The organism is Psychrobacter sp. D2 (assembly GCF_013608135.1).
GTDB lineage: Bacteria > Pseudomonadota > Gammaproteobacteria > Pseudomonadales > Moraxellaceae > Psychrobacter > Psychrobacter cryohalolentis.
The window spans coordinates 63,306-81,495 of sequence record NZ_JACDXZ010000007.1; the positions used below are offsets into that span (position 1 = coordinate 63,306).

An 18,190-nucleotide genomic window follows, 5' to 3' on the forward strand; every position below is an offset into this window, starting at 1 on the left:
TATGATCAAGAGATATTCACCCTTACGTCTGATGATTTTGGCATCTTTGCCATGTGTAGGCAGCTATTGCTCACTAGCATTCGCTGAAGTATCTGTTATAGCAACAAACACGAATGCTGATATAACGTCCAGCCTAAAATCACTGGCATTACCTGCTACCGATAGCCAGACTTTGCTTCCTGCTTTAGTTGGTGTGTTCATCAATGGGCAGGAGCTTGACAGTCTAGATGTGTTATATGATCCCAATATTGATACTGCAATCAATAATAAAAACGCTCAGTACTTTCTGTCTACCGATGATTTAAGTCGCTTAACTACCGTTAGCTTTTTACCTAACAGTAAAGGTAACAATACTAACAATCATGGCTATCAAGTTAACACCCCTATAGGTGATACCCAGCTGGCTGCCAACCAAGTATTATCTTATCAAGGGCAACAATATTTAGCACTTGATACGTTAAAGCAGTTGGGTATTACCGCAGAATACAGTCGGCAAGACTCAGCCATCAAACTTAACATGGGGTGGCGTCCATCACAAAATCCCGCTCCAAAAACCAATAATAATGCTGCTGATACTTTGCCTATCGACTATCGTCCTAGTCGAGCTGGTCTGCTGGGGTTATCTTTTAATGGTACGCTAAGTGCCAGCGAGAGCAATGCTAGTCAAAACAGTACCAGTCAAAATAATGTGCGAACGATTAGTCGCCAAATGTATGCCGATATTGGTGCTTATGGTTATGGGTTAGGGGGCGTGTGGGGTATCAAAGCCATAGGCTATGATGACAGTAATGCTGACGAGTATATAAATATCAACGAAGAAAAATTCTCTAATAATGATGGCTTTGGGCAGACTGCCTTGGATGGCTTCACTTATCTGCCCTCAGATTGGGATGGTTGGGATATAGATAATTTATACTGGGCAAAATCTGGGGAACGCCTAGCCACACGCCTTGGTATTAACCAGCCTAACTCTTTAGGTCAAGGCGTACAGACGTCAGGCGCTGAATTTACCGGCGCGCTGCTTGCCTATAGTAATCGTAATATTGCACGTCATTTATCCCAATTTGATGATGACAGTCGCAGTCTATTACAGAATACCAGCCAAGATTATCAGCATCTGACTGGCATAGGCGAGGCTGGCGGCGTTGCAGAGCTACGGATTAATGGGCGGGCTATTGCGCGGGTACAGATTGGGCTAGATGGGCGCTATGAATTTTTGAACCTTGACGTCAGTCAATTGGTGCTGACAGATACCTTGGTTGAGATGGCAATCTATGCTTATCCATTGGCCCGTCAGCCTCTTGAGATACGACCTATTTTACTTGGCAAACGTCGTACCAATGCCGCCACTGATGAGCTAATAATAGAAGCAGGTATTGGGCGTACGGGCAATCTGATTAATAGTGAGACAAGGTACAGCTATAATAGAAGTGGCAATGAAGATAATAGCCAGACGGCAGCGCATCTCTATGCAGAATATGGTATCAATAACCGCTTAGCAGTGCGCGGCGGCGTCAATAATAATATCCAAAATTTGCAAGATGATGATGCTTCGGTATCTTGGCACGCTGGCGCAAACTTTAGCCCATCCGTTTATACCAATGCTGACATTAGCTATGCACGCACGCCCGTCCAAGATCTATGGCAGGGTCAGCTACAGTATCAGCATAAAAAACTGTGGGCGAACTATCAGTACCAAGCCCGACAGTACGAGGGCATTAGTAGGGATACCTATTCGCAGAACGGCAATCAAGTAGATCAAAATGCACCAACAGCGTCATTGAGTGACCAACGTCATCAATTACTGCTTAACTATCAGCCTAGCGATAAAACCACCGTTAACCTGAATCAATATTATGATGAGCTGTCCTATACTACAGTTGACTCGGATAACTACTACGCTTATACCAGTATCAATCACCGTTTCAATGATGCGCTAAATGGCGGCATTAATTGGGACAGCCGTGGTGATCGCTATGGCTATCGCTTGTTGTGGCAAGATGTTTATAGACAGCGTGCTAATACAGAAGATTCTTACGGTACGGGCACGCGCAATACCATAGGGTTATCTGGTGACAACCTTAGCGATACGCTATCCATACGCCATCAGCTTAATAATAATACCAGTTTGGAACAATCGACCAGTCTGCTGCACGGATATAGCAAATGGCTATACCAAGGTGATGTCAGCTATCGCTTTGATGCAAACGATTTGTTTGGTAGTAGTACGATAGGGGCTCAAGCAACCGATAATTTAATTAATATCGGTTATAGTTTATATGACAATCAAGTGGGCTGGCTAGCCGATTGGCAACTGACGCATCGTAACGGGGTCAGCTTTAGTTTGGGTTATAAGCATCGTTATGTAGATGCGATACCCAGCAGTCGCTATGATGACTTAATCATTGGTGAATCAATAATAGGTGATGGCCTACTGCCAGCGTGGACGCAGAATAATTATCTATACGCCAAGTTGTCTTTTGATATGTTTAAAGCACCCAAACAACGGTTACAATTTGGTAATTATCCGCGCCAAAACGCAGGAAGTGTGGTGGTAGATATTGACCATCATGCTGACTCACCCATAGATCATGAAAGCATGCGCTTTGAGCTGGACAATCAACAAGTAAAAGCCAGCTTACTGGGTACGCAAGCAACCCATAGTCAATACTTGATCAGTAATATCAAGGCGGGTGATTATACCTTGACCATGGATGCTGAAAATCTGCCGCTAGAGTACAGTACTGGCAAGCTGCTAACCCCGCGCATAAGAGTCAGCAATTATGCGCCTACCTCGGTGCCAATTCAGCTTGAAAAATCTTACGGTGTTTCAGGCAAGCTTGCTGATGCCAAAGAAGGGGTTGTGATTGACATTTATCAAGGCGCAACCCTTATACAAAGTGTCACTACTGGTAGCTATGGATATTTTCAGACATTTGGTCTGGCACCGAATACTTATAGGCTTAAAGCTAAAGGTTACGAAGCTGTATCTATAGAGGTCACTGACAATTTTGTGATGCAGCTGTTATTACAGCCATTACAGTTGCAAAAAGCACTATAAATATTAGACGTAACTTTGCTAATCAGCTGCTCAATGTTATATTCAAAATAATAAAAAATTTAAACCAGAGATCCTTATGCCTAAAGCTCTTTTCACTACTCACTATCACAAATATGTGTTAAAAATCGGCATAGTGACGCTGGCTAGTTTGCTTGGACAGTCAGCATTCGCGGCGTGTCCTGATACGGCTGGTATTAATATTGAAGCTAATACTGTTAATACAGCCAAAACTATCTACTTTTGCAAGCAAGAATTTCCGGATACAGCTTTGATATTTAAACCCAGTGCAACAGACTTAATATCTGGAGGTAGCCAAGTTATCTCAAAAGGTAATACTATTCAGACTGCAGCGTTAGGGGGAAGTATCAACCTTGCAGGATTTGATCTAATCGATTTGAGCTTTAATAACATATCCGCAAATTTCCCTAATACAGATGGACAGTTCGGGTCGCCAAGCTTATTTAACTTTTATACAAAAACAAATAATAATGACGATTGCGGTGGTAGCGGGGGTCAACATCAGTCAATACTAAATTACCTTAGAAGCAATCCCAGTGTTTTTCAAACAATCCCTCTATCCAGATCTGCTACTTCAGATACATCTGGATCTAATATTGCCAAGATTACTGGTGCAAAACTGAAGTCTGACATTGATCCAGCAAAAGAGTTTGTAGCTGATATTTCTTTATATCATGCAAATGCTGGTAGAAGAGGGCAGTATTTCACTAATGGAAGAGTACGCTACTGTTGGGTTGGAGTAGGCACTAGAGTACGCATAAATCCTAATAATAGTAATCTAAAATATGCTGGCGACTATAACTTACAAATAGGAATTCAACCTCAGTAGTTATAAATGCAAAAAATATTTAATTTTGAGTAAATAAGATTAAAAGTGTTTATAGCTCTTGTGTCTGAATAGAGTCTAAAAAATAACACTCAGTACTTTATGATAGATAGGTTGCCATAATTTTATATACCAATACTACTATTGATTTTGTAGGATAAACTGGCGAAATAAGACAAGCTGAATAGAAGCTGTAAGCCTCATACATAAAGAACTTTATTGTTGGTTAAGAGAGGACAAGAAAGCTAGGGCTTTGATTAAGCGGAATAAGATTGGCGGTGAAGGAGGGATTCGAACCCTCGATACGCTATTAACGTATACACACTTTCCAGGCGTGCGGTTTCAGCCACTCACCCACTTCACCGTTTTGAGTCATACTCACTTAAATACTGCACAGACCATTGATAATCTGATTAGGACTCCAAGCTTTTAAATACTGTATATGATATACAGGCACTGATTTTTGCAGGACCTAGTATAGCGGATAGCATTTAAAATGTCACGGTGTCCGCGGTATCTTTCTTTATTCTTAGGCGCCTGCTAGGATAGAGCATACCTAACGTTAAGCATAAATGGGTGAAAGTTGCATGAGAAGTATTTTCAAACATAGATTTAATCTGAAAAATACCATGATAATGATAGTAACCGCTACTATTCTGAGTATATCAGCGGCACATGCTGATGATTTCACACAATGCAGCCAATCATTTTATGGCGGTGTCTATCCTGAATTCAGCAATACGAAGCTCAGTAATAATACCCAAGCACTATGTATGGACGGTTTCGCTGTCATGTATTCTGGTGTATCACGCACGCCATTATGGTCAGCAGAATATCTAGATCGTAAGCGTTTACAGCAGGCCAAACAAATCGACCGTGAAGACAGCTTTCATGAAGAAAGCCGATTGCCACAGTCCATGCGTGCCAAACTCTCTGACTATTCAGGCTCAGGTTATGACCGCGGACATTTAGCCCCTAATGGTGATATGGCCAATCGAAGTCAGCAGTATGATAGCTTTAGCCTTGCTAATATAGCCCCGCAATCACCACGTAATAATCGCTATATCTGGCGCAATATTGAATCGGCGACTCGCTATTTAACGCAGCAATATGGTGAAGTCTATACTGTCACAGGGGTTGCATTTACTGATAAAAAAGCTAAGCAACTAGCAGGGCGGGTACTGGTGCCCAGTCATTTATTTAAAGCCGTTTATATCCCAGCGATCAATCAAGCAGGTGTTTACTATGCGCCAAACGACGAATCTGAGCGTATAGAAATAATTAGTATTGACGAATTGACGTCTAAAATTGGTATTGACGTCTTGCCGGTACTTGATGCAAAAACTAAAGTACAAGCTCTGGATTTACCGCTAAAGGCTGGCGAAGCGATAGATCTACCAACCACAGAGGTAGAAGAGCCTGCTTGGATACTATTCGTAGTAGCAATTTTTGAATGGCTCATGGCACAATTGCAAACATAGATCGTTTAAATATTGCTAAACCTGTGTGATTCTGATACATCCTGTAATATGCTACTCATGAAAAAAGGGGGATTAAATGATTGACCCATTTGCTAACAACCACCAAAGCATGCAAATTGGTGAGCTGGTAATCGAAAATCAAGAAGATAAAATTATTATTTATGGAGACATTAATCTGGTCTTAAATGACACTGGATATGAGCAGGCAAAACAGCTGCATGAGCTTAGCGGTAAAATTTTAGGCGCCTTCGAAAGTAAAAGTCTTTATATTAATGATGAGGCTAAGTCAAAAGAAAAAGATGACCAATCGGGCAAAATTATAGACAATCCTTTCTTGTAACTTATTGATATAGTTTTGATTTTATAGAAATAATAAACTATAAAAAAATTACTAGGCAAATTCTTAAAATTGCTTATAATGGGTCAAGACAACGCTTATGCTGTCCAGATTTTTTATAAAGAGTAAATTGGTCATTTGGTATTTGCTGTACTAATGAGCGAAAACTGAATATAGTACTATTGAGCTGTAATAAAAAATTGTTGGCAAAGGATGAGCTTAGGACATAGAAACATATCGTTTCTAATAATCATTGAATGAAGGGAGTCTATTTATGAAACTATTCGCAAAAACTACATTAGCAATTGCTGGTATCAGTTTAGCAAGCATGGCATTCGCTGCTGATCCATTAGCCAATACTACTTGGCAGACTTATGACGAAGGCAAGCCAAAAGGCGTGGTTAAAATCACCGAGTCAAATGGCGTGTTGACTGGTAAGCTTATCAGCACCGTGTCAGAGAAAGGTCAGAAGCACGTTGGTATGACGATTATCTCTGGACTAAAAGCTGATGGTAATGGTAAATACAGTGGTGGTAAGATTACTGACCCTGAAAAGAACAAGACCTATAAATTGACTGCTAACTTGAATGGTAGCAATCTTGATCTAAAAGGTCATTTAGGGCCATTCTCACGTAGTCAAACGTGGAAAAAGAAATAAGTCTGAGTTACTGTAACTCTCTTTATTAAGCTAAGTCTTAATAAAGGATAAAAAAATCCCGCATTGCCGAAAGGTTTTGCGGGATTTTTAGTGGTGTCTGTTGTTATATTTCTGTTTAAAGTAAAATTAAGATCCTGATTAGATATTCAACTCAAAACAAAAGCGCTATAAGCTAACTATAGCTTTGCTAGGATAGATGTTCATCGTAAACTGTGAGCAATGCGTGGCAGAGACTTTGAAATCTCTGCTAGCAGCACTACAGCATTCTTAAAGCAGAGTTATTAATATATCCCCTATCTTATAAATTCTGGATAGGCTTCCATACCACATTCGGCAATATCAGCACCTTGATATTCTTCTTCTTCAGAGATACGCAGACCGATGACAAACTTGATAATGCTCCAAACGATTAAGCTGCTTATAAAGACCCATGCAAAAATAGTCACAGCACCGACTAGTTGACCAAGCAATGACGCTGCCGGATTGGTCAGCGGTACAATAAGCAGACCAAATAAACCCACCACACCATGGACAGAAATAGCGCCTACCGGATCGTCAATTTTTATTTTGTCTAGTAGTAAAATTGATAAGACAACGATGACACCAGCAGTCATACCAAATAAAGTGGCTTGTAGTGCTGACGGCGTTAAAGGTTCTGCAGTGATGGCAACCAAACCTGCCAATGCACCGTTTAAGAGCATGGTTAAATCGGCTTTACCAAATATAAGGCGTGCGATGAGCAACGCACCAATCGCTCCACCAGCAGCGGCGGCATTGGTATTCAAAAACACGACAGCGACAGAATTGGCGCTAGCGATATCACCCAGTTTTAATACAGAACCACCGTTAAAGCCAAACCAGCCCATCCATAAGATTAAGGTACCAAGCGCTGCCAGTGGTAAGTTTGCACCAGGAATAGCGCGTATCTCGCCTTTAACGCCGTATTTACCTAGGCGCGCTCCTAAGAGTAATACACCTGATAACGCCGCCGCCGCACCTGCCATATGTACGATGCCAGAGCCTGCAAAATCAGAGAAACCTAAGTCGCCTAGACTATATAAGCCAAAGACTTCCTTGCCACCCCATGTCCAGCTGCCTTCTAATGGATAAATGACACCAGTCATCACCACGGCAAACAGTAAGAATGCCCATAGTTTCATACGTTCAGCGACCGCGCCTGAGACGATAGACATACAGGTGGCTACAAAAACTACTTGAAAGAAAAAGTCGGACGCGCTGGAGTAAACGGCATCGCCATTAAAGCCATTTTCAGCTGAGGTAGCTAATGCATCAGTGACCAAACTTTCGGTGCCTGCAATACCACTCAAAAACAGATTGCCGTCATACATGATGGCATAACCGCATATCATATACATGGTACAGGCAGTCGCAAAAAGCGCGATATTTTTTGTTAGGATTTCGACGGTATTTTTTGAGCGAACCAGCCCTGCCTCTAACATTGTGAAGCCCGCAGCCATCCACATGACAAGCGCGCCACACATTAAAAAGTAAAACGTATCTAGCGCGTACTGGAGCTCAAAGATTTGATTTTGCATGTTAATTCCCCCTTGAATATATGCAATACAGAGATCGGTATGACCTATAAAGAGATATTTATAGGTAAGTCTTGCGCTTAGATAGCGTCAGGACCTGTCTCACCCGTACGAATACGAATGACTTGCTCGAGATTGGTCACAAATATCTTACCGTCTCCGATTTTACCGGTACTAGCGATACGCGTGATAGCTTCAATAGCTGGCTCAACCATCTCATCCATCACCGCTACTTCCACTTTTACTTTAGGCAAAAAATCCACCACGTACTCGGCGCCGCGATAGAGCTCAGTATGACCTTTTTGACGACCGAAACCTTTGACTTCAGTGACGGTAACGCCTTTTACACCAATGTCAGAAAGCGCTTCACGCACATCATCGAGCTTAAACGGTTTTAAGATCGCAGTGATTAGCTTCATAAAAAAATCCTTATATGGGTGATGTCGCAGGTCAATAGATGCCATTTGATGCAACATATTATGATCATGCTTATATTAAATGATTCAAGAATTGTGCCAAACTTACTCAAGGGGGAAGGTAAAATAAGGCGCATTTACTCAAAATCATTAGCACAATGACAAAAATGGCGTCTATACAGCAAATATAATCCTCATTTTACTGTGTATAAATAGACAATTAACCTGTAACGTTACATGAATACAAACTTTATTATAACTAACTTTTTAATCACTTGGGGGAGGATATGGCTTTATTTCCTGTGATGATTTGCTAAATGATTGTAGGATATAAAAACAGCTAGAAAAGACAAAGGCTACCTGTTTATCGATATAAAGAGTAGTCTCTATATCGATAAACAGGTAGCCTAAGTGTCAAAAAGAATAAGCTAAGAGGCTGTCTTTAGGCCTTGGGGAACAATAAGTACGGAGTAGTGGTGCTACCTAATAGCTTTTTGGTGTCACTGCCTTTGAGCAGCTCAATTAAGCGGGGCTGGGCAAAGGCACCTGTCATCAGTAGACCGATATCGTTGTCACGTTGATAGTAGGTTAGCGCTGCAGTGACATCACGGCAGTCGAGCAAGGTTTTTTTGCATTTAATACCAGCTTGTTTTAGGCGCGCGTAGGCTTCACGTAATGCATCGCAGTTTTCAGAGTTCTCTTTGCCGACCATGACGATATGGATCATCAAGGCGCGCACTAAAGGTGTTTTACAGAGCCAATTCAGCATTTTGTGCGAAGTAGGACTATTATCAAACGCAAATAAAGCACTGGTAGGGGGCAAAAATGGTGCATGAGTCACCAAAATGGGGCAGTGACTTGAGCGGATAAGCTGGCTTAGAGTCGATTTACAAGTGACATGATGACCAATCACGATAAGTTGGGCTTGGTCATCAACATAATTAATACTGTCATCGAGCTTTTCATGCCGATGCAGCGTATAAGTCTTGATTTTGTGACGTTGCTGCTCGCAATAGCTGCTTGCTTGATGTAAAAGAAGCTTACCTTGCGCTTTTAACTCGCAATTACTCAAGTGCTCTTTTGTAGTGAATTGATCTAGTAAGGTATTTTCATCATCAATATTGAGGCAGCCTGAATAATCAACGGCTGCCTTTTGCTGTAAGCTTGGTACCGAATACAGTAGTCCAATCGGGGCTTGCAAGCGGATAGACGCCCACATGCTTGCTTCCAATACAGCTTGCACATGGTTTGGGCAGTCTAAGCAGGCAATCACGCTATCTGGCTTCAAATTACTCATAAAGGCATCACATCATTTCAATAACTTAAATGCAAGCTGGGCAGTCGAGATATGGCGCTCAACTGCCCAACCTGATTTATATACCAATATAATTACTGATCAATAAACCACTCGTTTATATCAGCTTGATAACACACATACGGTGCTAATCTAATAAGCCAATATCTCGGCGATCATGAATCGAAAAACGATCGATAAGCGTACGGCTGGCACTGTTCAACCCAACGACTTTTACCTCAATACCTTCGCGCTGCAAGCGTATCACCAGCTTATCTAAAGTATCTACTGCGCTGATATCCCAAAAATGCGCTTGGCTCACATCGATGTGAACATTATCTAATGCCTCTTTGGTATCAAAGCTTTGCAAAAACTGCGTGGTAGATGCAAAGAACACTTGCCCTTGAACGTAATAATAACGCGTGTTGCTACTGTCATCATATTCGCTAAATACGGTTAAGAATTGACCAATTTTGTTAGCAAAAGCTAAAGCAGATAATAGTACGCCAACACCGACGCCATATGCTAAGTTGTGAGTAAAAACGGTGGTCAAAACTGTCGCTAGCATGACGATATTAAATGACATAGGATGGGTCTTAAATTCACGAATAGACTGCCAGTTAAACGTACCAATAGATACCATAATCATCACAGCTACCAGCGCCGCCATCGGTATCAAGCTGACCCAATCATTTAAAAACACCACCATAATCAGTAGTACGACACCAGCGATGAGCGATGATAAACGGGTACGCCCACCAGATTTTACGTTAATCATTGATTGCCCAATCATTGCACAGCCAGCCATACCGCCGAAGAATCCCGATACGACGTTAGCGATACCTTGACCACGGCATTCGCGGTTTTTATCGCTTGGCGTATCGGTCAGCTCATCGACAATGGTTGCTGTCATCATAGATTCCAACAAACCTACGATGGCAAGCGCGATAGAATAAGGCGCGATAATAAGTAAGGTAGTCAAGTTTAGGGGAATATCAGGAAGCAAAAACATCGGTAATGAATCTGGCAAGTCGCCCATACTACCAACGTTACGAATATCAAGATTCATATACATGGCAACAGCTGTCAAACCTACAATACAAATCAGTGGCGATGGAATAACGCGACCAATTTTAGGAATGAGGGGAAATAAATAAATAATCGCCAAACCTGCGGCAGTCATTATATAAACCGTCAGACCAACGCGTTCAGTGGCAGGGTTGAGCTCAGGCAACTGCGCGGCAAATATCAAAATTGCCAGCGCATTCACAAAACCGATAACGACTGAGCGCGATACAAAACGCATCAGATTACCCAGCTTTAAGATGCCCATAACGACTTGAATACCACCGCACAACAAGGTTGCAGCAAGTAGGTATTGCAGACCGTGGTCGGCAACCAAGTCAACCATGACCAGTGCCATGGCTCCTGTAGCTGCCGAAATCATACCCGGACGTCCACCAACGAAACTGATGACTACTGCGATGCAAAATGAGGCATATAAACCAACTTTTGGGTCGACACCGGCGATGATAGAAAAGGCAATGGCCTCTGGAATCAGTGCCAGAGCAACGACTAAACCCGATAAGGTATCGCCACGAATATTGGAAAACCACTCTTCACGTAAATTACCAAAAAAAGATGTCATAAGTAAACTGCATATAGTTGGGGACAAAAAAAGCAATCATTACTCAGTGACAGAATGATTGCATTGTGATGAGCATTTCTAGAATGATAAAACTGTGTCCGCAATCATGGTCTGCGGTAGAAGAAGACAGATAAACCGTCAGAAAAATTATAAAAATACATATGATGAAAAATAAGGGAGAACATGCCTATCATACTATTAGCGTAATATGAAACATTGCCAATAAGAGGCGACAGTCGCACGATAATCGTGACAACATGCTAAACTAAAATGCTATGCTGAAGTTGTCGTCAATATAGTCGCTCTTACTAAGGTCGCTATTATAGCATTAGCCACTCAATATAAAAACCGCCGTCTCATTGTATAAAGTATTGAAAAATCAGTACCGAAATATGGTTGATACCGTTATCATGCTATTCATTTTAATCAAATGGTTCAGGCGATATGTGCAGTACATTGATTGTCTGTTTTCTTGATATCATTTTGTTCGTTTATTTGTTCGTTTTATAAAAGGAAAAGCCATGACCGCTAGCACCGCAACAGAAACCTTACTTCATAAAGGCAGTGGTTTACAAGTCGTGGTCGGTTTGGGGCAGTCGGGGCTATCGGTCGCGCATTATTTGGCCGAGCAAGGCTACCAAGTTGCCGTCACTGACAATCAGGAAAATCCTGCGTTAGCAGATAAGCTACCTGCTACTATTGATATCAGGCAGTTTGGTGCGATCGATGCCGAATTATTACAACAAGCGGCACGGATTATTATCAGCCCTGGTATCTCTTTAGATAATGTCGCCATTGCTGCTGCACGAGCTGCAAATATTCCAGTGGTCAGTGATATTCAGCTATTTTGTGAGGCTTGTACGGTACCAATCGTTGCGATTACAGGTTCAAATGCCAAGAGCACTGTTACGACACTGGTCGGACAGATGGCGGCAGATGCAGGTATCAATGTTGGCGTAGGCGGTAATATTGGTGTGCCAGCGCTGAGCCTACTGAGTAATAAAGAGATGGAGCTGGCGGTTATAGAGTTATCCAGCTTTCAGTTAGAAACGGTCACCAACTTAGGAGCGCAGGTCGCGACAGTCCTCAATATGTCGCCTGATCACTTAGATCGTCATGGCGATATGCTCGGCTATCACCAAGCCAAACATCGTATCTTTCAAGGCGCCAAATCAGTAGTGATTAATCGAGAAGATGCCTTGACGCGGCCACTGGTATCAGACAGTTTGCCAAGATTGAGTACTGGTATCCATGCGCCTAACAAGGGACATTATGGACTTATTACGGATACCGCCGGACAGACTTATTTGGCACGCGGCACAGAGCGTCTAATATCGGCAGACAAACTTAAGATAAAAGGGCGTCATAACCTGCTCAATGCCCAAGCAGCGTTGGCATTGGGCGAGCTTGCTGGTTTGCCGCTTGAAAGTATGCTCATTACTTTGCAGCAGTTTGCAGGGCTTGAGCATCGCTGCCAATATGTCTCTACAGTCGCTGGCATTGATTATTTTAATGACTCTAAAGGCACTAATATTGGCTCAACTATGGCGGCTGTTGAAGGTTTAGGTGCAGTTTATGCGCCAAAAGACGGTAAGCTGCTATTAATATTGGGTGGTCAAGGTAAAGGTCAGCAGTTCGGTGAACTTTCGCCCTTTATCAATCAATATGTGAGTCAAGTGCTGTTTATTGGTGAAGATGGTAAGCAGATTGAGCAGCATTTACGCGCAGCGGGTCTCAGTGATGAGATCAGCCTGCATCAGTGTCAGACATTAGAAAATGCTTTTGCGACGATTGAGCAAGTAACAGCAAGTAGTTTGTCGCAAGTACAGGCAGTGTTATTGTCACCTGCTTGTGCAAGCTTCGATCAGTTTGATGGGTTTGTCGCGCGCGGCGAGCACTTTAGCCAGCTCGTTAAACAATTGGATGTTGTGTCTTAAAGGCTTCTATCATGAACGGCAAAACCCAAGCATCTATATCGTCGTATTTAGTCTTATAAAGCGCCTTGTTACAATATTATGTGACCTGCGCTTTATAATCGTAAACACAACAAGCATTTTCTGGATAAATGATTGTTTTGCTTATAAATTGCTGCTACTGTCAAAGACAAGCATTACGGTCAAGAATTACAGGCTGTAGCAGAGACAGTGAATACTTTGATGAGTATTCATTGAAGGTTTTCTAATCGTCACTGTGTTGCTTATGCACAACTTTTTAGTCAAGTCTATTCACCAATATCTCTTTTTAATTTTTAAACGGTGGCGTTGCATAAACGCCGTGTTTTTTCGTTTGCTAGTGTATATAAAATTATGGCGCTCTCTTCTCTCTTTCGTTCTTCTTTTCAATCTCGACAACCTAACGGTTCAGATGGCGTTTTATCTATGCCATCTGCGCGTGCGATTTTATTATCTAGCGTTGGCTGTATGTTGGTTCTGAGCCTATTAATGGTGGCTTCGGCGTCTATTCCTTTTGCGCTCAGTCGCGGCATGACAGAGCTAAAGTTTTTTTATAATCAGCTTCTATACATGGGCATTGGACTGGCTATCGCAGCGATTTCTTATCGGATTGTGTCCTTAAAGACCTTATATAAGACCGAAACCCAATTTATACTCTTAGCCATTACGGGAGCCTTGCTATTTGCGACCTTATTTAGCACGCCCATTAATGGCTCGAAGCGCTGGTTAACCTTAGCGGGATTTAACTTCCAAGTAGCAGAACTTGCAAAGCTTGTAATGATTATATTTGTCTCAGATTTTGTCGTACGGCGCTCATTCGAAGTTCGTAACGGTTGGGATGGCTTTTTAAGGATTGCGTTGGTGGTTGGGATGATAACCTTCCTATTATTAGCGCAGCCAGATTTTGGCTCCTTTGTGGTTATTATTGGTATGGTCTTTGCGATTTTTTATATCGCTGGTGCTCCCTACAAACAGTTCATCGCCTTGGGTGCGGTCGCTGTTGGCGGCGCAGTATTAATGGTTGCGACAGTACAGTACCGATTGATACGAGTGATGTCTTTTCTAGATCCATTTGATGATGTGCAAGATACGGATTATCAGTTGGCACGCAGTTTAATTGCCTTTGGTCGTGGACAGTTTACCGGCGTTGGTTATGGTGAAAGCGTGCAAAAACTGTCGCATTTGCCAGAAGCGCATACTGATTTTTTATTAGCCATTACGGGTGAAGAATTGGGTTTCGTTGGGGTGACGATGATTCTAATACTTGAAGCGCTGATTATCGGTAGTGCCATGCGTATTAGTTATACCGCTCTAAAGCGTCGGCAGATGCGCATGAGCTATACTGCTTTTGGCATTGCAGTCGTGTTTATTGCGCAGACCATTATCAATGCTGCAATGAATATGGGTGCAATTCCGACTAAAGGTTTAACAATGCCTTTCTTTAGTTATGGTGGCTCATCAATGCTGATTAGCTTAGTGATGGTGGCGGTGCTACTAAAGATTTATAAAGAAAGCCCTGAGATTGAAAAGAGCCAATGTCGCTATTACTAATTGGTGTTTTTGATTTAGAGAAGCGTCGCTTATAGCGGCGTTTTTTGTTAAATAGCGGGCATATTTAAAGACTGCCTACCTTGTAATGGCATATTATCCCATTGAGCAATTGCTTGATTTAGCATACGCTCTGGCGAGTCATGCTCGACTGGTAACTGCCCTAATAGCTTTAACGCATACGCAAGTAATTTACTTGGATGACGAGTATCGATAGGCTGCGCAAGATTTTGCTTGGAAAGTTTTTGACCATCTGAATTGCATATCAAGGGCAGATGATACCAATGACTGATCGTCGGTAAGCGTGCTGCTTGCATGATACTGATTTGAGCAGTCGTCATCGGTAAGATGTCCAAACCACGCATGATATGGGTGACTTGCTGTAGTCCATCATCAAGACTTGCCGCCAAAATATAATTAATCATGCCATCTTGACGTCGAGCCACCATGTCCCCTAAGGTTTGCTGCGGATTATCCCACTGTATGCCCTGAATACCATCATTAAATCCAATACAGTAATCTGGCAGCTGTATACGCAGTTTATGTTGTGTAGGACTTAAATCCTCCTCAATACAAAAACGTGGATAGCGTTGCCTATTAGGCTGTAGATCGCTATCTGTTTTTCTATCATCGTTAATAGTTAAGTCAGTAGATAATTTTACATCATTAAGCGCTATTTGCTGCTCTTGCTGTGTCCAATAATGCTCTAAACGCTTACGTGAGCACTGACAGCCATAAGTCAAAGGACTCAATATTGAAGAGACATAATCATTATAAATATCAATGCGCTCAGATTGAAAAATAACATCGTCATCCCAGTTGAGCCCAAGCGCCTCTAAATCTATCAAAATTTGCTCGGTAAACTGTCTGTCACAACGTTCGGTGTCCGTATCTTCAATACGTAATAACCATTTGCCACCGAGTGATTTGATATGACAAAAGCTGGCAAGCGCGGTCGTTAACGAACCTAGATGCAGCTCGCCTGTAGGTGAAGGCGCAAAACGGCCGATAGGCTGCGTCAATTCAATATTGGTTGGCATAGGTTTTTCTAACTTAGACGGGGTAGACGTTTTCAACATAGACAGTTATTGTAAAATGACTGGAGAGATAAATAGAATAAACAATCCCACTATAAAAAGATATTTAACAAATACGCTTATTTTGTTGGTGACTCGTCAACCTGCGTAAAGCCTATTTATAAAACGCAACGAGCGACCAATCAATGGTCGCTCGTCGTTATTGTCATGCTGAATCAAAACCGCTTCAGTTCACTATATCTTGTATTTAGCAAACCTAAGCGCTTTTAGGTATGACCTTGGTTTTGGCGTTCTTTAATCTCAGACAATGTTTTGCAATCAATACACTGAGTTGCTGTTGGACGTGCTTCAAGACGACGCAAACCAATCTCTACGCCACAGGTTTCACAAAAACCATAATCATCATTTTCTATTTCTGAGATAGACTTGTCGATTTTGCGAATAAGCTTACGTTCGCGGTCACGCGTACGCAAAGTCAGCGCAAACTCTTCTTCTTGAGTGGCGCGATCATTGATGTCTGGCATGGCGCTCGACTCATCTTGAATATAAGTCTTAGTGCGATCCGCTTCACCGATAAGCTGATGCTTCCAGTCTAATAACATTGCCTTAAAATGTGCCAACTGCTCATCAGACATATACTCTTCGTCTTTGGCAGGTGCATAAGGCGTAAACTTAACATCACTTGGATTCGTGGTCAGGGTGCTCATATGGGTATCCTACTTTTTCAAATTAATTCAATAAAACGTGCTGTCAAAAGACCAGACGTTATCAATTTACCAAACGCTATAAATTTTCCCTTTATAAAACGTTTTACCACTTAGTAACACAGCTGATCTGATTAAAATGTTTGTCTCAATATGCTGATAATGACGTATCAATAGTCAAGTATATTGTCATAAATATTTTTATTTAAATGGTTATGCCTAAATAAAATAATAAGTCACTGACTGTGAACACTTAAATTGTGGTCGATGTAGCCATCCTAGCTATTATAATATTGCCTAATGATATATTAAACTGTTGTGATTTTTATCACTATTTATCGTTTGTAATGCTGTCTTCAAAATATAGCTCTCAAGACAAAAATGCGATTAGTTATATTGATATCAACCTATACTGTGCCAGCCATTCTATAATGAATCAAGCAAAATCAGCGAGCAATATAGCCGACAGCCTCAAAGCACCATTATAGCCAGACAAGTAATCAATTCTAGTCAATAAAACTGGTCGTCAAGTATCTAGTCTTTCAACCCAGCTTGCAACCTTTCCATTGTTGGCTAATTGCAACCAACGATACCCTGGGCGCATATTTTTATCGTAGGCAAAATTGTCTTCAAACGGCTTAAATTGATAGCAGGTAGAAGGAGTACTATATACAGTAACACCTTGATGATGGCGTGTTTGCTCTTGATGGGTATGCCCATTGATAATAACGCTAAGATTTTCAAAAGGGGTTATATGCTGCCAGAACTCCTTTGCATTCTCTGCCATATGGCTATCAATCCATTCGGAATCTACGGGCAATACATGATGATGGAGCGCGATGAGCGCGGGCTTAGCACAAGATGCTAGCTGCTCACGTACCCAATCAATGTCGGTCGCCGTAATCTCGCCTTCTACTTTGCCAGTGATCGACGAGTCTAGTAAAAGCAGCTGCCAATGCTCAGATTCAATCAAATGACGGCTAAGCAGACGTGGGTCAGAAGCCCTCGCAATCAGCGTCCGTTGGTAAAAAGGTAAATCCTCATCCATTTCATCAGTCACGTCATGATTGCCAGCAATACAGGCAAAGGGAATGCCCGTCTCCTTCAATACTGTAAAAATATGGTCATATATAGCAGGCTCTACTTTATTGACCAAATCGCCTGTTACAATAATTAAATCACACCGTATCTCTTTGCTCAATGCTTGCTTGATAATTGCCTCAAAACTATATTGGCAAACAGCGACTTCACTACTGGTTTCATCAGCAGAAGCCGGCACATGTGATGATAGATGCAAATCAGTGATTTGCAATACATTCACCTGTCCGTCTGGCGTGCTGACGGCACTCACAGGATAGCTTGGCATTAAATTTTGTCCCTTATCGAAGACTAACAATGAACACTTTTAGGATATTCAGATAATTAAATGCACTATGGCAGCTCATCTGATTTCTTAATGTCGTTTTTATAGAGCGCATTTTAGACTGCTGATAAGAAGGGTGTTCCCTCTTGCGTAAAGCGCTATTAACTATCATATTGATAGCACTAGTGAAATTTTACAACATTAAACGTATGAAAGCTTTATCAATTTTAATGAAATAAAGTTGTGCAAGGGAAAGAGATATTTGAGAGCATTACTAATGGCTATAGTGTGTTA

14 protein-coding genes and 1 tRNA gene are annotated in these 18,190 nt (G+C 41.8%); 7 read left to right on the forward strand and 8 right to left on the reverse strand.

The window, feature by feature from the left end:
* The first annotated feature begins 1 nt into the window (after position 1).
* Together H0262_RS09805 and H0262_RS09810 are read left to right on the forward strand one after the other, a co-directional pair.
* Complete coding sequence (locus H0262_RS09805; RefSeq protein WP_181210634.1) at positions 2–3,061, forward strand: hypothetical protein; 3,060 nt, start codon at positions 2–4, stop codon at positions 3,059–3,061.
* Between the two features lie 76 nt (positions 3,062–3,137).
* Positions 3,138–3,908 carry a hypothetical protein gene (locus tag H0262_RS09810; RefSeq protein ID WP_181210635.1) on the forward strand — a complete coding sequence of 257 codons (771 nt, stop codon included), beginning with the start codon at positions 3,138–3,140 and terminating at the stop codon, positions 3,906–3,908.
* Between the two features lie 270 nt (positions 3,909–4,178).
* Here H0262_RS09810 and H0262_RS09815 read toward each other — a convergent pair.
* A tRNA-Ser gene (locus H0262_RS09815) sits at positions 4,179–4,269 on the reverse strand.
* Positions 4,270–4,534: 265 nt separating this feature from the next.
* On the opposite strand from H0262_RS09815, the gene H0262_RS09820 reads away from it, so the two are divergent.
* The 3 genes from H0262_RS09820 (at position 4,535) to H0262_RS09830 (ending at position 6,381) form a co-directional block, all read left to right on the forward strand.
* Positions 4,535–5,386 (forward strand): DNA/RNA non-specific endonuclease, encoded by an 852-nt coding sequence (locus H0262_RS09820; RefSeq protein ID WP_259275452.1) that lies wholly within the window; start codon positions 4,535–4,537, stop codon positions 5,384–5,386.
* 76 nt (positions 5,387–5,462) lie between these two features.
* Positions 5,463–5,726 (forward strand): hypothetical protein, encoded by a 264-nt coding sequence (locus H0262_RS09825; protein WP_181210637.1) that lies wholly within the window; start codon positions 5,463–5,465, stop codon positions 5,724–5,726.
* Positions 5,727–5,997: 271 nt separating this feature from the next.
* Positions 5,998–6,381, forward strand: a complete 384-nt coding sequence (locus tag H0262_RS09830; RefSeq protein WP_133104958.1) for a DUF2147 domain-containing protein — start codon at positions 5,998–6,000, stop codon at positions 6,379–6,381.
* Positions 6,382–6,674: 293 nt separating this feature from the next.
* Here H0262_RS09830 and H0262_RS09835 read toward each other — a convergent pair whose 3' ends face one another.
* The 4 genes from H0262_RS09835 to H0262_RS09850 all read right to left on the reverse strand — a co-directional run bounded on the left by H0262_RS09835 (position 6,675) and on the right by H0262_RS09850 (position 11,292).
* Positions 6,675–7,937, reverse strand: a complete 1,263-nt coding sequence (locus H0262_RS09835; RefSeq protein ID WP_149493102.1) for an ammonium transporter — start codon at positions 7,935–7,937, stop codon at positions 6,675–6,677.
* A 77-nt stretch (positions 7,938–8,014) separates the two neighbouring features.
* Positions 8,015–8,353, reverse strand: coding sequence for a P-II family nitrogen regulator (locus H0262_RS09840; protein WP_011514651.1), 339 nt, complete (start codon positions 8,351–8,353; stop codon positions 8,015–8,017).
* A gap of 439 nt (positions 8,354–8,792) precedes the next feature.
* Positions 8,793–9,647, reverse strand: coding sequence for a universal stress protein (locus tag H0262_RS09845; protein ID WP_020444443.1), 855 nt, complete (start codon positions 9,645–9,647; stop codon positions 8,793–8,795).
* Positions 9,648–9,792: 145 nt separating this feature from the next.
* A complete protein-coding gene (locus H0262_RS09850) occupies positions 9,793–11,292 on the reverse strand; it encodes a SulP family inorganic anion transporter (protein ID WP_011514649.1) in 1,500 nt (499 codons plus the stop codon).
* Between the two features lie 521 nt (positions 11,293–11,813).
* On the opposite strand from H0262_RS09850, the gene murD reads away from it, so the two are divergent.
* Entirely contained in the window at positions 11,814–13,229 is a 1,416-nt protein-coding gene (gene murD / locus H0262_RS09855; protein ID WP_181210638.1) for a UDP-N-acetylmuramoyl-L-alanine--D-glutamate ligase, read from the forward strand.
* Between the two features lie 441 nt (positions 13,230–13,670).
* On the forward strand, positions 13,671–14,795 hold the full coding sequence (locus tag H0262_RS09860) for an FtsW/RodA/SpoVE family cell cycle protein (protein WP_181210639.1): 1,125 nt from the start codon (positions 13,671–13,673) through the stop codon (positions 14,793–14,795).
* A gap of 47 nt (positions 14,796–14,842) precedes the next feature.
* Here the strand turns inward: H0262_RS09860 and gluQRS are convergent, their stop codons facing one another.
* The 3 genes from gluQRS to H0262_RS09875 form a co-directional block, all read right to left on the reverse strand.
* Complete coding sequence (gluQRS, locus tag H0262_RS09865; RefSeq protein WP_181210640.1) at positions 14,843–15,832, reverse strand: tRNA glutamyl-Q(34) synthetase GluQRS; 990 nt, start codon at positions 15,830–15,832, stop codon at positions 14,843–14,845.
* A 263-nt stretch (positions 15,833–16,095) separates the two neighbouring features.
* Complete coding sequence (gene dksA, locus H0262_RS09870; protein ID WP_011514645.1) at positions 16,096–16,536, reverse strand: RNA polymerase-binding protein DksA; 441 nt, start codon at positions 16,534–16,536, stop codon at positions 16,096–16,098.
* Between the two features lie 523 nt (positions 16,537–17,059).
* Positions 17,060–17,899 carry a metallophosphoesterase gene (locus H0262_RS09875; protein WP_133104953.1) on the reverse strand — a complete coding sequence of 280 codons (840 nt, stop codon included), beginning with the start codon at positions 17,897–17,899 and terminating at the stop codon, positions 17,060–17,062.
* Positions 17,900–18,190 lie beyond the last annotated feature (291 nt).